Source organism: Streptomyces sp. NPDC050388 (assembly GCF_040655635.1).
In the GTDB taxonomy this organism is placed as follows: domain Bacteria; phylum Actinomycetota; class Actinomycetes; order Streptomycetales; family Streptomycetaceae; genus Streptomyces.
In genome coordinates this window covers 1-14,136 of the sequence record NZ_JBFAKH010000127.1, presented here as the reverse complement: position 1 = coordinate 14,136, position 14,136 = coordinate 1, and the positions used below count along the sequence as shown (strand labels likewise).

14 protein-coding genes and 2 pseudogenes are annotated in these 14,136 nt (G+C 68.7%); 3 read left to right on the top strand and 13 right to left on the bottom strand.

All coding sequences use genetic code 11. The annotated features are described in order from the left end of the window. Window positions 1-184 precede the first annotated feature (184 nt). The 3 genes and pseudogenes from AB0I73_RS37540 to AB0I73_RS37530 form a co-directional block, all read right to left on the bottom strand. Window positions 185-457 (bottom strand): transposase, encoded by a 273-nt coding sequence (locus tag AB0I73_RS37540; protein ID WP_363044902.1) that lies wholly within the window; start codon window positions 455-457, stop codon window positions 185-187. Window positions 458-563: 106 nt separating this feature from the next. Next, window positions 564-1,310, bottom strand: coding sequence for a DUF4158 domain-containing protein (locus AB0I73_RS37535; protein ID WP_363044900.1), 747 nt, complete (start codon window positions 1,308-1,310; stop codon window positions 564-566). Next, a pseudogene (locus AB0I73_RS37530) lies at window positions 1,303-1,476 on the bottom strand (IS1380 family transposase); the annotation flags it as partial. The gene AB0I73_RS37535 and the pseudogene AB0I73_RS37530, both read right to left, overlap by 8 nt. Window positions 1,477-1,835: 359 nt before the next feature. Between AB0I73_RS37530 and AB0I73_RS37525 the strand changes: the two are divergent. Next, on the top strand, window positions 1,836-2,411 hold the full coding sequence (locus AB0I73_RS37525) for a LuxR C-terminal-related transcriptional regulator (protein ID WP_363044899.1): 576 nt from the start codon (window positions 1,836-1,838) through the stop codon (window positions 2,409-2,411). A 425-nt stretch (window positions 2,412-2,836) separates the two neighbouring features. On the opposite strand, the pseudogene AB0I73_RS37520 reads toward AB0I73_RS37525, so the two are convergent. The 9 genes and pseudogenes from AB0I73_RS37520 to AB0I73_RS37480 form a co-directional block, all read right to left on the bottom strand. Further along, window positions 2,837-3,300, bottom strand: a pseudogene (locus AB0I73_RS37520) (transposase family protein); the annotation flags it as partial. Window positions 3,301-3,700: 400 nt separating this feature from the next. Further along, entirely contained in the window at window positions 3,701-4,420 is a 720-nt protein-coding gene (locus AB0I73_RS37515) for an IS6 family transposase (RefSeq protein WP_363044901.1), read from the bottom strand. 84 nt (window positions 4,421-4,504) lie between these two features. Then, the gene (locus tag AB0I73_RS37510) at window positions 4,505-4,744 is read right to left on the bottom strand and encodes a helix-turn-helix transcriptional regulator (RefSeq protein ID WP_363044898.1); all 240 of its coding nucleotides are present in this window, start codon (window positions 4,742-4,744) and stop codon (window positions 4,505-4,507) included. A gap of 76 nt (window positions 4,745-4,820) precedes the next feature. After that, window positions 4,821-5,912 carry a hypothetical protein gene (locus AB0I73_RS37505; protein ID WP_363044897.1) on the bottom strand — a complete coding sequence of 364 codons (1,092 nt, stop codon included), beginning with the start codon at window positions 5,910-5,912 and terminating at the stop codon, window positions 4,821-4,823. Then, window positions 5,909-6,538 (bottom strand): SIS domain-containing protein, encoded by a 630-nt coding sequence (locus AB0I73_RS37500; RefSeq protein WP_363044896.1) that lies wholly within the window; start codon window positions 6,536-6,538, stop codon window positions 5,909-5,911. Before AB0I73_RS37500 ends, AB0I73_RS37505 begins: the two co-directional genes overlap by 4 nt. Then, window positions 6,535-7,662 carry an NAD-dependent epimerase/dehydratase family protein gene (locus AB0I73_RS37495; RefSeq protein ID WP_363044895.1) on the bottom strand — a complete coding sequence of 376 codons (1,128 nt, stop codon included), beginning with the start codon at window positions 7,660-7,662 and terminating at the stop codon, window positions 6,535-6,537. Before AB0I73_RS37495 ends, AB0I73_RS37500 begins: the two co-directional genes overlap by 4 nt. Next, window positions 7,659-9,152 carry a glycogen/starch synthase gene (locus AB0I73_RS37490; protein ID WP_363044894.1) on the bottom strand — a complete coding sequence of 498 codons (1,494 nt, stop codon included), beginning with the start codon at window positions 9,150-9,152 and terminating at the stop codon, window positions 7,659-7,661. The genes AB0I73_RS37495 and AB0I73_RS37490 overlap by 4 nt, the downstream gene beginning before the upstream one ends. Continuing rightward, complete coding sequence (locus AB0I73_RS37485; RefSeq protein ID WP_363044893.1) at window positions 9,149-10,186, bottom strand: hypothetical protein; 1,038 nt, start codon at window positions 10,184-10,186, stop codon at window positions 9,149-9,151. The genes AB0I73_RS37490 and AB0I73_RS37485 overlap by 4 nt, the downstream gene beginning before the upstream one ends. A gap of 36 nt (window positions 10,187-10,222) precedes the next feature. After that, window positions 10,223-12,322, bottom strand: a complete 2,100-nt coding sequence (locus AB0I73_RS37480; RefSeq protein WP_363044892.1) for an ATP-binding cassette domain-containing protein — start codon at window positions 12,320-12,322, stop codon at window positions 10,223-10,225. A gap of 384 nt (window positions 12,323-12,706) precedes the next feature. On the opposite strand from AB0I73_RS37480, the gene AB0I73_RS37475 reads away from it, so the two are divergent. Together AB0I73_RS37475 and AB0I73_RS37470 are read left to right on the top strand one after the other, a co-directional pair. After that, window positions 12,707-12,832 carry a transposase gene (locus AB0I73_RS37475; protein WP_363044891.1) on the top strand — a complete coding sequence of 42 codons (126 nt, stop codon included), beginning with the start codon at window positions 12,707-12,709 and terminating at the stop codon, window positions 12,830-12,832. Window positions 12,833-12,898: 66 nt separating this feature from the next. Further along, window positions 12,899-13,396 (top strand): transposase, encoded by a 498-nt coding sequence (locus AB0I73_RS37470; RefSeq protein WP_363044890.1) that lies wholly within the window; start codon window positions 12,899-12,901, stop codon window positions 13,394-13,396. Here AB0I73_RS37470 and AB0I73_RS37465 read toward each other — a convergent pair. After that, window positions 13,353-13,889: a hypothetical protein gene (locus AB0I73_RS37465; protein WP_363044889.1), complete on the bottom strand. Its 537-nt coding sequence runs from the start codon at window positions 13,887-13,889 to the stop codon at window positions 13,353-13,355. The two genes, AB0I73_RS37470 and AB0I73_RS37465, sit on opposite strands and share 44 nt — an antisense overlap. Window positions 13,890-14,136 lie beyond the last annotated feature (247 nt).

Genomic DNA, 14,136 nt, shown 5'->3' with positions numbered 1-14,136 from the left:
CATCACGGCCCGTCCCGGTGGGGAGAGGGACTTGTACGTAGCCCTGACCCGGGCCACCAAGCGCCTCTGCACCGTCACCGTCCAGCCCGCCTGACGACTCGGCGCCCGCGTCGTCCCCGCGGGCGCACCCGGCATCACGGGGCGCCGGTAAGAACCGTGTCACCGATCCTGCTGGCTTATTCGGTCATGCGGCGAGGGAGAGGTCGAGGCGGGCAAGGTGGCTGACGCGGGTGCGGTCGAGCGGGTGGCCGTTCCACCAGGCATCGAGGCGGATGAGGTTGAGTGCAACGGCGGAGAAGACGTGCTCCAGGTGGGTCTTCTGGAGACCGAGGTAGCGGGCACGTCTCATCCCGGTGACCGCGACGGCCTGCGGATACGGCCCGCGGGCTGCGACCGCGCGAGCCACCTGAGCGGTCAGCTCCGGCACCTGCGGCCACGGCCGCGACTGCATCGACATCCAGCACCCCACCCGCAACCGGAACGGCAAAACGGTCGCCACCCTGGCCAACGAGCCGTCACACCGGACGGCACGGAATTAACCAGCAGGATCGGTGACAGAGTTCTTACCGCCACCCCATCACGCGGCCTGATCCGAGCCGACGACGTTCAGATCCCCTTCGCGCAGCAGGGTGAAGTCGACGTCGAGCTTCGGGTCGTACAAGTCGGGTTCGATGCCGAGTCCGTGCGTGCTGTACTCGCCGCCCGGACACCCCGGGGATGTGCTTGGCCGCCTCGTACAGGCCCACGCTGGTGCCCTTGACGAAGGTGGTGAGCACGTAGCGGCCGAACGGATCGTCAAGTTTCGGGTCGTTGCCCAAGGGCGGACCGAAGCGTCGCCCTGCTTCAACCGGTTGTACTGCGTCGTGCCACCGCTGTCGCGTTCGGCCGGCAGCCGCAGCAGCCCCGCCCGCTGGGCAGCGCTCATGTTCCAGCCCAGCGGCCACCACCTTCTCCAGCGCGATATTGATCAGGCCGGCAGGCCGGTTCTTCGCCGCGGCCTCCTTACGGATCGTCGCCTCTGCGGTCTGCCGGGCCCGGGCCTGCTGGTACTTCGTCCCCACCCGTCGGCGGACCTCCGTACGCTGCCGATCAGCGGTACGGCCCGTCGAGTACGACAGGAGTGTGCCCTCCGGAAGCTCGACTGTGCGGCGGACGAAGTCGACCACCATCTCCGGATACTCGTCCGGCTTCGGAAACCGTCCCGTCCGCTGATACGACTTCAGCGCCAGCAGCAACGCGGGCTGATGGCCGTCGGAGTCCATCCGCTCGGCGGCCCACGCGCACGCCGCCGGACAGACACGACAGGCCACCGTGGCGCAGCACGTCCAGGTCGTCGATGCTGTCCGCCCCAGCCACCATCCCAGCGCACCGCTCGGCCAACCGGATCGTCGGGATGAACCCGGCATACGCGATCAGGTCGGGGTCATCGAACGCGGCAAACAGTTCCGCGGGCCTGTCGAAATTTTTACTTGAAATTTTTCTTTAGAGATGCTTTGTCGATTGAGCGTGGTGACTAGTTCGGGGTGGACAGTTCCCGTCACTCCGTGCCATGATCATCTATCAGGGAGTGAACCTTCCAGATTTCAACGTGAGGAAATAGAGGGACTGCTGATATGGGTAACGGGGGGATCGCTGATATGGACAGCGTGAAGAACAGGTTAACTTGGCACCCCGTTTCGAGCAATGAAAATCACGAAAACTATAGCAGTCGGATAGGCGGCTTGGCGCTTGGCATATCTGACGGACGAGCTTACCCGCAGGCTGGACGATCCCTGTTACAGGCTGGGATAGCACTGATAATCGAAGACGACATTCGGCGATACAGTATCGAGGGAATGCTTCGTTCGCTCGACATCCAGTTGCCAGTTCAATCCGTCACGGATACCGAAGCTCTCTCGACATTCTGCAACGGCCGGCTGATCATTTCAGACAGCAATGCCTTGGGGTCTGTACCTGGCGAGATCGCTGAAAAGCTGCGCACCCAGAACGCACATGTACTGATCCTGGTGGATTCAGCAGACGTTGTTGAGCAATCCTGGGCCGATCATGCAAACGGTTTCCTGGACTGGGTAGATCTCTGCCCCGAGTCCCTGCGCGAAGCGATCGTCGACGTGAAGGCCGGACGATTTCATGTGTCGGCGACCCTGGCGCGACGGTCTGTGACGGCGTCCGACCAGGCCGGTGATGACACCACCTCGAAGCGCGCGTCGATGATTTCACTGACGGCACGTGAACACCAGGTGCTGCGCCTGATCGCCGAGGGGCTAAGTAACCGACAAGTCGCTCGATCGCTGAGTATCTCTGAACATGGAGTTAAGCGCACGGTCGGCATCATTTTGGCCAAGCTCAACTGTCCAAATCGGACTCTTGCGGTTGTTCGGGCCATAGAGTCGGGGCTCCTCGTTATGTGAGGTGTCGACCGATTGGCGAAGTTCTGTCCGTCAGCACGGCTAGTCCAGAAATAAACTTTTTGATAGACCGCGCCATGGGGCAGGCTGTCCTCTCTCAGTCGCGGTCGGCCGCTGCTTGACGAGCAAGCTGCAGAGGGCTGGGGTATTCGCGAATGCCCCAGCCCTTGAGTCTGTGAATTGCAGCCCTGAATTTCCCCCTCGGGTTATTGATTCCGGATGGGAATAAGCCTCTTGGGGTCGGGCGCCTTGTTTCCCTTCCGCGTCGGCCGCACCCGGATTGCGGCGAACGCCTCGAGCAATACTTAACATTTCGCTACTGATCTTGTCCGCGCTCCACTGCTCTTCCAACTCGGCCAACTTTTCGGCCCGCTGCCGCAGTTGGCTTTCCTTCGGTTGGATTTTCCAGGAGCAAGCACTGAGCTGTTTCAGCGTTGCCGCTCCAGAGTGAGGACGGCCGCGGCAATTGACGACATTCGATTTGGGCTGCACCGGGATCTGCGGAAGATGCGCCAGGACTTCAGCCGTGCGACGCCGCGCTCGACCGGCGCCCGTTTCGCGGACAGCGCCCGGTTGACGGTTTGCTGGGTCGGCGTGAGCTCACGCCCGGCGGGCGTCTGAGGGGTGTCGTTACCCACGAACTGGCTCCGATGTAGGCCCGGTCGGCGAGGATCGGGACGCCCTGGCGCTCACAGATGCGGATGATCCGGTGGGCGCGGGCCGCTGTCAGGTCGTGCGAACGGCCCGGACGGGCGGGTGAGATCCACAACAACCGCCCGGCCGGGTCGGTCACCACCTGCATGTTCACTCCGTGTCGACGGTGCTTGTAGGAGTAGTCGGCCCGGCTGTCGCCGACCCGGTCGCACTCTGCGAGCGTGCCGTCCAACAGGACGCCACCGCGGCCACTGCCGTCTTCGACGCTCTCGTTGCTCACGACATGGGTGCCTACTTCGCCACTCCGTGCGGCGTGCTGGCACCACTGCTGGCCCAGTTGCAGGAGTGCGCTGACTACCACGTGGTGGCGCGCGAGGACAACGCCGTCGGGATGGCAGCCGGCGTGGCCCTCACCGGCGGCACTGTCTGCCTCCCCGCCCTTGAAAGCCGCCGATGCGCGGGAAGGGACCCGTGGCCTGACTGTCAGTCTGGACCTTTCGTACGCGACTATCGTTCACCGTCGTTCAGGCGAAGCGTTGAGTGTGCGAGGAAGCGTTCAAGCGGCGTTGTCAGGTTGAGTGAGTACTTGGGGATGCGCGCGGTTTCGGGACGGGTCTGGCCGTGATGGTGACGGTGATTCAGGTTGCGGCGGGTCGGCCAGTGGTTCCGGTGATCTGGTCCCAGGTGGCGAAGCGGGTGATCATCTCGGTGCGGTGTTCGGGTGCGGTCATGAGGTGGCGGCGGGGCCGGAAGTGGGGTGAGATGCCGCTGAACGCGGTCAGGAACCGCTGCGCGGCACCCATCGAGCGGAAGCCTTTCATGGCGCGCTCGCGCTGCCGGGTGGGCTGGTGGCTGTTCTCGGCCCGGTTGTTCAGCCCCTGGTGGGAGCGGTGCTCGACCGAGGGCATCACCTCGCGGTGGGCAGCGCCGTAGGAGCGGAGCTGGTCGGTGACCACCACCCGCGGCACCGACCGGGTCTTCTTCATCAGCTTCCGGAAGAAGCACCTGGCCGCGGCCGTGTCCCGCTTGCTCTGGACGAGGAGGCCGGGCACGGTGCCGTCGGCGTCGACCGCGCGCCACAGGTACCGCTGCCGGCCCTGGATCTTGACGAAGACCTCGTCGAGATGCCATGTGTCGCCCGGCTTCGGGCGGCGCCGGCGCAGCGCGTTGGCGTAGGCGGGGCCGAACCGGCGCGTCCACTGGTGGATCGTCTCGTAGGAGACCTCGATGCCGCGCTCCAGCATCAGCTCCTCGACGTCGCGCAGGCTCAGGGCGAAGCGGTGATACAGCCACACGCAGTGCGCGATGACCTCCGGCGGGAAGCGGAAACCCTGGTACGACGGCGCGTCCACGAGCAGCCCCTCCAGCGACCCCAACCAGACAGATGATCATGCCACCGGAGAAGGGCTCCGCTCAACCTGACAACACCCTCTGGCGGAGTGTCAGTGTTCGCCGACGGTCACGCGGTCGGTTTCCGGGGTCAGCAGGTCCGCGATGCCGCAGTCCAGCACCGTGCAAATGGCGTCGAGATCGGCCAGCTTCAGACTCACGGGCTGACCGGACCACAGTCCTGACAGTTTCCCGGCCGACATGGGCCGTCCGTGGGCGGCGAGCCGGCGGTTGAGTTCCGTGGCCGTCCATACCTCCCGGTTCGCCGCCGCCCTCCGCAGATGCCACTTCATGACATCCTCTCCTTCTGCGTGTCCTCCGTACACGGCGCCGTCTTGGGACGCGCCGCCACACACGTTGTAGAAGCGGTCATCCCGGTGCACTCCGGTGCGTGTGCGGCCGCGGACGGCCGACGGCGGGGCCGACTTCGACTCCCGTACGGGAGAAGGCGAAGTGCTGCTGGGTGAACCCGTGGGCCGACAGCGCGGCACACACCGGGTCACGTACCTCGGGACGGGCGTGTACCAGCATGAAGCCACCACCTCCGGCCCCGAGCAGCTTGCCGCCCGTGGCCCCGGCCTCCAGGGCGTCCCGGTAGGCCAGGTCGACCAGGGGGAGCGAGACACCGTCGCCGAGCCCCCGTTTGAGCGCCCAGTGCCGCGCCAACACCTCGCCCAGCGCGGAGCCGTCTCCCCGGCGCAGGGCCGAGACGGCGGCGGGGACGAGCGCCTTGATCTCGTGGAGGCGGTTCCGCGTGTCCTCGTTGCCGCCGACGACTCGCTGGTGCTGATCGCTGAGGACCTTGCCCGCGTCGCGCGACACCCCGCTGGAGAAGAGCAGCAGTTCACCGGCCAGCCGTCCGGACACCTCCTCCGGTACCTCCACGTCCTCCACCTCCACGCCGCCGTGGCGGGCGAAGTGAAGCAGCCGGAAGCCACCCAGTGCCGACAGGTAGTGGTCCTGCCGCCCCACCGGCCGGCCCAGAGCCACATGCTCGACTGCGCCGGCCTCCTCCGCCAGGCCGACACGGTCGTCCATCCGGCCCCGGAGCCCGGCGAGCAGGGCCACGCAGAAGGCGGCCGAACTGCCGAGGCCCGTGCCCGGGGGCACGTCTCCCTCGGACACCAGCTCGAGGGCACCGCCCTTCCAGTGCCGTCGGACCAGTTCGCGGGCGAACGGATTGGCCAGGTCGTCCGCCGCGCGGGCGTGGCCGCAGACATCGAGGCAGGCCCGTACGCCTGGCCGGACGCCGCGCCGCGCGGTCACCGTGACCCGCAGGTCGACGGCTGCGGCCAGTACGGCACCGCCGAAACGGTGCGCATAGCTGGGCAGGTCGGTCCCGCCCCCGGCCAGCGAGATCCGCAGGGGGGCGCCAGCCGTCCACAGGTCCCGGTCCGCCTCGGGACGGGCCTCGGGGCCGTCGGCGTGCGTATCGAGTCCGGGCGTCGGGGGGCCGCTCACGCCCTGTCCTCCACGCGGGGCGCGGCGATCCGGCTGAGGTGGTTGTGCAAGTGCCGGGTCAGGATGTGTGTCATGGACATGTACAGGTCCTCTTGCTCCTCGATCGAGGGGGCGGGCGCCGCTATCCACACATCGCACAGCGGTCCCGCACTGCCTCCGGTCGGGCCGAGCAGGCCGATGGTGCCGACGCCGCAGTCACGGCCCAGGCGCAGCGCGGCCAGGACGTTCGGTGACATGCCGCTCGTGCTGATCGCGACCAGCACGTCACCGGGCCGGCACAGGCCCGCGAGCTGGCTGCTGAACACCGCCTCGTAACCGACGTTGTTGGCCCACGCGGTCAGCGCCGGCACCTGGTCCGCCAGGCACATGGTGCGCATCGGCGGCACCCCCGGCAGTCGTGTGTTCTTGGTCAGGTCGAGCGCGAAGTACGAGGCCGTGGCCGCGCTTCCGCCGTTGCCACAGGTGAAGATCGTATGGCCGCTGGCGTGGGCGCGTTCCAGGACGTCCGCCGCACGCATCAGGTCGGGCAGGGCGATCTCGGTGACGGCACGGCTGAGCCGCTCCAGGTAGGAGTGCATCGCCTCGGTGCCGTCGTGGGCGGGGGTCCAGGCGTGTGCGGTGCTCATCGGGCGGTCCGCCGAAGGGTGCCGAGCACGTGCATGCGTTTGTCCGCCTCGTCGGTGCCGTCGGCGAAGTCCGGCTGGGACATCGCCCAGGCCAGGTACTCCTCGACGACATCCTGCAGGGGGACCTCGGGCCGCCAGCAAAGCTCCGAGATCCCGTCGATGGCGGAGAACACATGCCGGGTGTCGCCGTACCGGTAGGTGCCCGGTACCAAGGGCTCCATGTCGGCGTTCGCCGCCTTGATGACCATGCCGGCGTAGTCGAGGATGCTGACCTGCCGCCCACCGCCCACGTTGAACGCCCTGCCCACCGCGCGCTCGTCGTGCAGCGCCAGCAGGTTGGCCCGCACCACGTCGTGCACCGACACGTAGTCCCTCAGCTGACGCCCGTCCTCGTAGCACACGGGCGGCTTGCCGTGCAGCACACGCTGGCTGAAGATGCGAAGAATCCCGGAGTAGGCGTTGTGGAAGGACTGCCGGCTGCCCTGGACGATGGAGTAGCGCAGCGCGACGGAGGGGATGCCGTACCGTTCGCCGAGCGTGAGAGCCGCCGTCTCCTGCGCGTGCTTCGACATCGCATAGGAGTTGTGCGGACTGACCGCGCCCTCGTCGGTCCACTCGGGCACCAGCGCCTGCCCGCACCGGGGGCAGGGCAGGTCCCAGTTGCCGCGGGCGAGGTCCGCCTCGCTCCTTGGCCGGGGGCGTACGGTGCCCTGGCCCGGGCAGTTCGGACAGCGGTAGGCGCCTTCGCCGTAGACCGCCTGGCTCGATGCCACCACGACACGGTCCGGACGCTGTCCGCGCTCGACGAGGACCTCGTACAACAGTGCGGTGGAGACCGTGTTGGTGGCGAAGAACGTCGAGAAGTCGGGGAGGTAGTCCTGGTAGGCGGCCAGATGGAAGACCGCGTCGACACCCGGCAGCGCACGCTGCCAGGCCTCCCGGTCGCGCACGTCCCCGTCGATCCACTCCACCCCGCGGTCCAGGAGGTCCTGGGGGAATCGTCGCGTTCGATGGACCGGCGGGAGCAGAGCGTCGAGGACGCGTACCTGGTGGCCCTCGGACAGCAGCACGTCGACCGTGTGCGACCCGATGAACCCGGCTCCGCCGCTTACCAGGACTTTCATTCGTCTTCCTTCGATCGGATGGGCATGGGGGAGGCCGTGGGGCTCTCGGCCCAGCCGCGGTACAGCTGGGCGAACTCGCGGGCCGTACGGGACCAGGACCAGTCCTGAGCCATGGCGCGGCGCCGCACCTCGGTCAGCCGCCCGGGGGACGAGGCCGCCCAGTCCAGGGCGGCGCGAACGCTGTCGCGGACCGAGGCGGGGGTGTGCTCGGGGATGAGGAAGCCGTTGCCGCGGTCGGGTTCGGCCCGCAGGTCGAGCACGGTATCCCGGAGGCCGCCCACAGGGCTGACGACGGGCAGGGTGCCGTAGGCCAACGCGATCAGCTGGTTCAGCCCGCAGGGCTCGACCCGCGACGGCATCACGGTGAAGTCGGCTCCGGCGTACAGCAGCCAGGCGATGTCCTGCTCGAAGCGCGGCACGTACGCGAGCCGGCCCGGTGCCTCGCGTACGGCGGCCGTGATGAGCTCGCGCATCCCGGGCGCGGCGGGACCGACCAGGGCGATCTGCGCCGCCCCCTCGGCCAGCAGGGGCGTGACGGCCTCCAGGAGCAGGTCCGTGCCCTTCTCGGCGACGAACCGGGAGCAGACCCCCAGCACCGGCACGGCGGTGTCCAGGGGCAGGCCCAGCGCCTTCTGCAGGAGTGCCTTGTTGTCCCGCTTGCCCGCGTCGACGGTGGCCGCGTCGTACGGCTTCGAGGGCCGGTCGGGCACGGCCGGGTCCCACACGCGCGGGTCGACCCCGGAGACGACGCCCGCCGTCGGCAGGGCCTGCCAGGCGTCACCGAGGGCCGTGCCGGAAAGCTGGGCCGACAACTCGCGGTCATAGGTGGGGCTGCATGTGACGGCCGCGTCGGCGGACGACAGCCCCAACAGGAGCAGGCTGGGCCGGTCGACACCCTGCTCGCGCAGGCGGTGCAGTGCCGCCGCGGGCAGACCCAGCTCCGGCGCCTGCCGGTGGGTGAACTCGCCCTGGTAGGCGGCACTGTGCACGTTCATGACAAGAGTTGGGGGTGTCTCCGTCCGCCGGGCCCGCAGGTGCGCGAGCGCCACGCCCGACTGCCAGTCATTGGCGTGCACGAGATCGTAGGAACGGCCCGACAGCCCGACCCAGTCCGCGACAGCGCGCCCGAAGAGGGCAGCCCGCTCCACCGCGTCCGCGAACTCCACGTAGTTCTCGTCCCGGTAGATGCCGGCCCGGTCGTAACGGCTGTCCAACCGGAAGAGGAACACCTCGCAGGGCCCGCCGTGGTCGAGGAGACGGTACACCGTGGCCTCGCCGGCCTCCGGCGTGCCCGGTGTCCGGGGCAGCCGGCACACCGCCTCGACGGCCAGTCCGTGCCGCTCGATCAGCCAGGGGTAGTAGGGGAGAATCAGATCGTGGGTGACGCCCGCCTCGGTCTGCAGCGCGGCCGGGAGGGCGCGGCTGGTGAGGCCCAGTCCGCCCTCGGTGAAGTAGGGCGCGTACTCCTGGGTGACGTAGAGAACCCTCATCGCGGCGCACCCTCCGGGTGGCGGGCGGGAAAGGCGGCCGTGACAGAACGCAGTGCGTCGGCCGCTCTGCCGAGGTCCGACTCCACCCGGCCCAGCCGCCGGGCGATCTCCGCCCGGAAGACGGCCACCCGGTCCGGTCCGCTGACTCCGCAGCGCATCACGAGACCGCGGACGTCCAGGAGGTTCTGCGCGGCCCCGGTGACGTCGGCTGACGCCTGCCGCAGTGCGGTATCGGTGTCCGGGAGGCGCAGCAGCGAGAGGTATGCGCCGAACCAGCGCAGGGTGTAGTGGTACGACCATATGCCCGTCATCACTTCGGTGATCCGGGCGGAGCCCGTGTCGTCCGCCCGCAGCCCCGCGGACCTCAGCGTCGAACGGGCCGAGACGAGCCGTTCGATGTCCTGTCCGAGGGCGCGGACGAGATCGGTCCCGCTCAGCCCGTCCGGTATGGCGCCGGCGAGGGCTTCGGCGTGCCCAGCCAGTTCGCGCATGAGGTCCTCGGGTGTGGGTTCCTGGCCGGAGCCCCAGGACATCGGCCGCATCCAGGTCTGCAGCTGCTGCTCGTCCCGTAGCGCGGCGTCCAGGGACGCCAGGGTGACCCGCTGGTCGAAGAAGGTCGTGTCCACCGCGTCGGTCATGCGGATCGTTCCGTCGGCGGGGTCGAACTGCCGCAGGACCAGGGCGTGCAGTCCGTGGATGCGATCGAGATTGACCCAGTAGTGCGGAAGGTGGAACGTGTCGACGACCGTGATGACCGACAGGCCACCGAGCAGGGCGTCGGTCAGGGCGTCCAGTTCGCCGGGCTCGCGCAGCCGGCGGTGGAGCAGGTGATGGCCGCGGGCACGCAGGGCCGTCATGAGCGGCTCGACCGTGTCACCGAAGACGGCGGTGCCATCCGCGCTTCGGTGGGCGGCGGTCGCCGTCGCGTTCCCCAGTACAGCGGCCGGGGGAACCGTGGGATCCCGGTCGAGGAGGAGCGTGGCCAGTGTGGCGTGGAAACAGCTGGGGTCGGTGAAAGCCCGGTCCCGGGTCATCACACCTCTCCTTGGTCTGGTTTCGGGTCGGCTGTGTCACGGCGCGAGGGCGGTCCGGGCCTCCAGGAGGGTGGGTGTGCACCGTGGTGCGTCGAAGGGTCGCCGGCGGGCGGTGCATGAACGGGCACCTGCCTGATACGAGGACGCCTGGAGGGTGTACAGCTCGTGGTACTGGCCGCCGCGGGCCATGAGCTCCTCGTGCGTTCCGTACTCGACCAGGCGGGAGCCGTCGAGTACGACGATCAGATCCGCCATCCGGATGCTGGAGAAGCGGTGTGAGACCAGCAGGGTGATCCGCCCGGAGCTGCGCTGCTGCTCGTCCCGGACCGCCTGCGCGTACCGTTCGAACAGCGCGTGCTCCATTTCCGCGTCGAGCGCCGATGTCGGCTCGCCGAGCACCAGGAGCAGCGGGGTGTCCCGGACGAAGCCGCGAGCCAGGGCGATCTTCTGCCACTGGCCGTGCGAGAGGTCCACGCCCCTCTCCCAGGCCGCGCCCAGCTGGGTGTCCACTCCGTGCGGCAGTTGGGACACCATGTCCTCGGCGCCTGCGCGAGCCAGCGCCGTCCGGGTGGCCGCGACGTCGTCCATACGCGGCAGGTCGCCGAGGCCGACCGACTGACGCACAGGGTAATCGAAGCGGAAGAGGTCCTGGAACGCGCCGCTGATGCGCATGCGCCAGTCGACCGGGGAGATCCTGGCGAGGTCCCTGCCGTCCACGCGAATGGTTCCGGCGGCCGGCGCGTAGAACCGGCACAGCAGTTTCACGAGGCTGGTCTTGCCCGCCCCGTTCTCGCCGACCAGGGCGATCACCTTGCCCGCGGGGAGATCGAGGCTGATGTCCTCCAGGGCGGGCTTCTCGCTCCCGGGATAGTGAAAGGAGACGTTCTCCAGCCGGATGCCCTGGTCGAGGCGCTCGGGCGCTGACAGGTCAGCATCGGCGAGATCCGCCGCGACGAAATCCTCCAGCCAGGCCAGCCGTCGTGACACGTCCAGCCAGATCGAGCGGTAGAACTGCGTCTGCGTGACCGTGCTGTTGACGTACTCCGCCAGTCTGCTCCCGGCGGTGAGGACCAGCAGGATGTCTCCGGGGCCCGCTCCGTCCTTGGTGGCGGTGTACATCACGGCCCCGACGAAGCCGGCCGCGAAGACGGCCTGAGCCAGTACCTCCCAGCCGGTCGTGGTCCACTTGGTGCGGGAAAGCGGAACGTGGCGCTGCTCCCAGGCGGTCCGCTGTGTGGTGCGCAGACACTGCTGCACACCGCCCACCCTGATCTCCTTCCCGGGGGCAGCGGAGACGCCGAGGGAGAACAGGTGCCGCGCACGCCGGTCGTGCTGGGCACTGGCCTCTTCGACGGCCTTGTCAACGCCCGAGCGCCAGTGGGAGATGAGCACCCCTGGCACGGCGACGGCACCCAGCAGCCCGAGGAGGGGGTCCACGGACATCAGGAGGCCCAGAGTGATCACCAGCCGGACCACCGCACCGATGGTCGAGAAGAGCTGCTGGTAGAGGTAGCTGAGGGCTCCCGCATGATCCTGCAGCACGGAGATCCGGTCGAGGTGTTCGGCGCGCTCGTGGTGTTCCAGCGTGGAGACCGACGACTGCAGCCGCGCGACGTGCGACTCGACGAAGACGGCGGCCCGGTCGGCGAAGCGCCGGTTGGCCCGTTCACTGACGACGCCCAGGAGCCAGCTACCGGTGGCGAGCATCCCGAGGAGGGCGGCGACCAGCGTGATCCGGCCGCCGTCTCCCTCGATCACAGCATGGACGAGCATGGCCAGACCGGCCGCGAACAACGCGTCGGGCACGGCAGCCGAGACGGTCGTCACGAAGGCCACGACGATCAGCAGCGGACTGGCCCGGTAGCCCAGCCGCAGGGAGCGGACGAGCGCGTTGAAGGCCGCGCGGCACCGGTCGAAGGCCTGGTCCGGAAATGGGACGGCGAGGGCGGAGCCCACCGTGAACGAGACCGGAGCGCCGGAGCCGGCGGCACGGGCGGTTGCCTCGGCAACCATGGTGCGACTGGCGTCCACCCCCACGACCCGCCCTCCCGTGGGCAGTTCCGCAGCCATGGCAAGGGTGTCGGAGCCCAGCCCGCACCCGAGGTCAAGTACAGCGCATGCGTGTGCAAGCAGCAACTGCTTTGTTAGTGGCTGTTGTCGTTCCGATTTTGAGGGCTGCTCGTCGAACGGGAGTCTCGATCGGGTGATCGCCCTTGGCCGCGGGCATGAAGGCAGGGCCAGGGCCTCTTGGTAGCTCGGGGTTGCGAAGCCAACCGAGATCCAGGAGACCCTGTTGCCGCAGTTGTACGCGCTCGCGCCGGTGGAGTTCAACTCGACTGCACCGACGTGTGATTGCGTCGCTCACCGGTTCGGGAATGCGGCCGATCACCCGGAGCGTGTTCGGCGGTATCCCTCGGACATGACGGACGCGGAGTGGGCCGTGGTCCGGCCGCTGCTGCCGGTGCCCGGCTGGCTGCGCGGCCGGGGCGGGCAGCCGGAGGCATACTGCCAACGGCGATATTGGACGCGGTCCGCTACCTGGTCGACAACGGCATCAAGTGGCGGGCCATGCCTGCCGACTTCCCGCCGTGGGACCGGGTCTACGCATTCTTCCGCCGCTGGCGCGACCACGCCCTGGTCAAGTAGTTCCACGACCGGCTGCGATCGAGGATCCGCGAGAGGGAGGGGCGGGACGCGGAGCCGACGGCCGGTGTGATCGACTCGCAGTCCGTCAAGGCGGACGCCGTCGTCAGCTCGGACAGCCGTGGCTTCGACGGCGGCAAGCTGATCAACGGGCGCAAGCGGCACGTCGTGGTCGACACACTCGGTCTGCTGCTGGGGGTGATGGACACCGCCGCGGACACCGGCGACCGCGCCGCCGCACAGGTCCTGCTCGAGCAGGTGGCCGACGCGCACCACCGGCTGACCCTGGTCTGGGCCGACGGCGGCTACACCGGCAGCCTCGTCGAGTACTGCCCGGCCACGCTCGCCCTGGTTCTGGCGATCGTCAAGCGCAGCGACGACGCCAGGGGGTTCGTGGTGCTGCCCAAACGGTGGATCGTCGAGCGCCTCTTCGCCCACCTCATGCGCACCCGCCGCCTGGCACGCGACTTCGAGCGCCGCACCACCAGTGCTGAGGCAATGGTCTACTGGTCGATGATCTTGCTCATGACCCGCCGCCTGGCCCGCTCACGCCCGCAGCCAGCGTGAACCGGCCCGGCGTCGACTCCACCGCCCAGCCACGGGCCACCAGCCGTTTCGCCTTCGACCGCAGCGCCTCCACCCGCGCCGGCACCACGTCCATGCCGAAGACGGCGGCCATCTCCTGACAGGTCAGCGGCCCCTGATGGAGCCGGGCCCGATCCGCGAGCGCGGTGAGGATGCGCTGGTAGTCCACCGGCAGTGCCGACCAGGCCATCCCCTCGCGCCACACCGGCACCTGCGACTTCGGCGTCGCCGCATCCCCGGACACCGACCGCGCGGCCGTACCCGGCGGATCCGCGACGGCCTCCGCCCCGGCGGTGCCGCTGCCCGCCGGGGCCAGCACCGTGCGGACCCGCCTGCGGGCGATCACCCACTCCTGCCACTCCAGCTCGGCCGCAGCGAGCTCGGCCTGGATACGGTCGGCCTCCTCCCGCAGCCCGTCCACGCGACGGCGAGCGGCGAGCTCGTGCTGTTCCAGCATTCCGACGACCGACGGCATCCGCAACCTCCCCAAGCAGTGACCACCCGACAGGCCACCACTCCCACGGAACCACCACCCCTATACCTGACCAGGCAAAACGCCGTCCTCAAGCTCGGAAAGACAACAACTTCTCAGCTTGACTCTGTCGGGGATCTTGGAGTTTCACGGTGCGGCAGCGTGATCAACGGGCATGCTCGGGTGGTTCCGATAACCGATGCAGCCGTCGAGGTGCCCGTTGTCCCTCCGTCCCCGTTCCGGTGAGCAA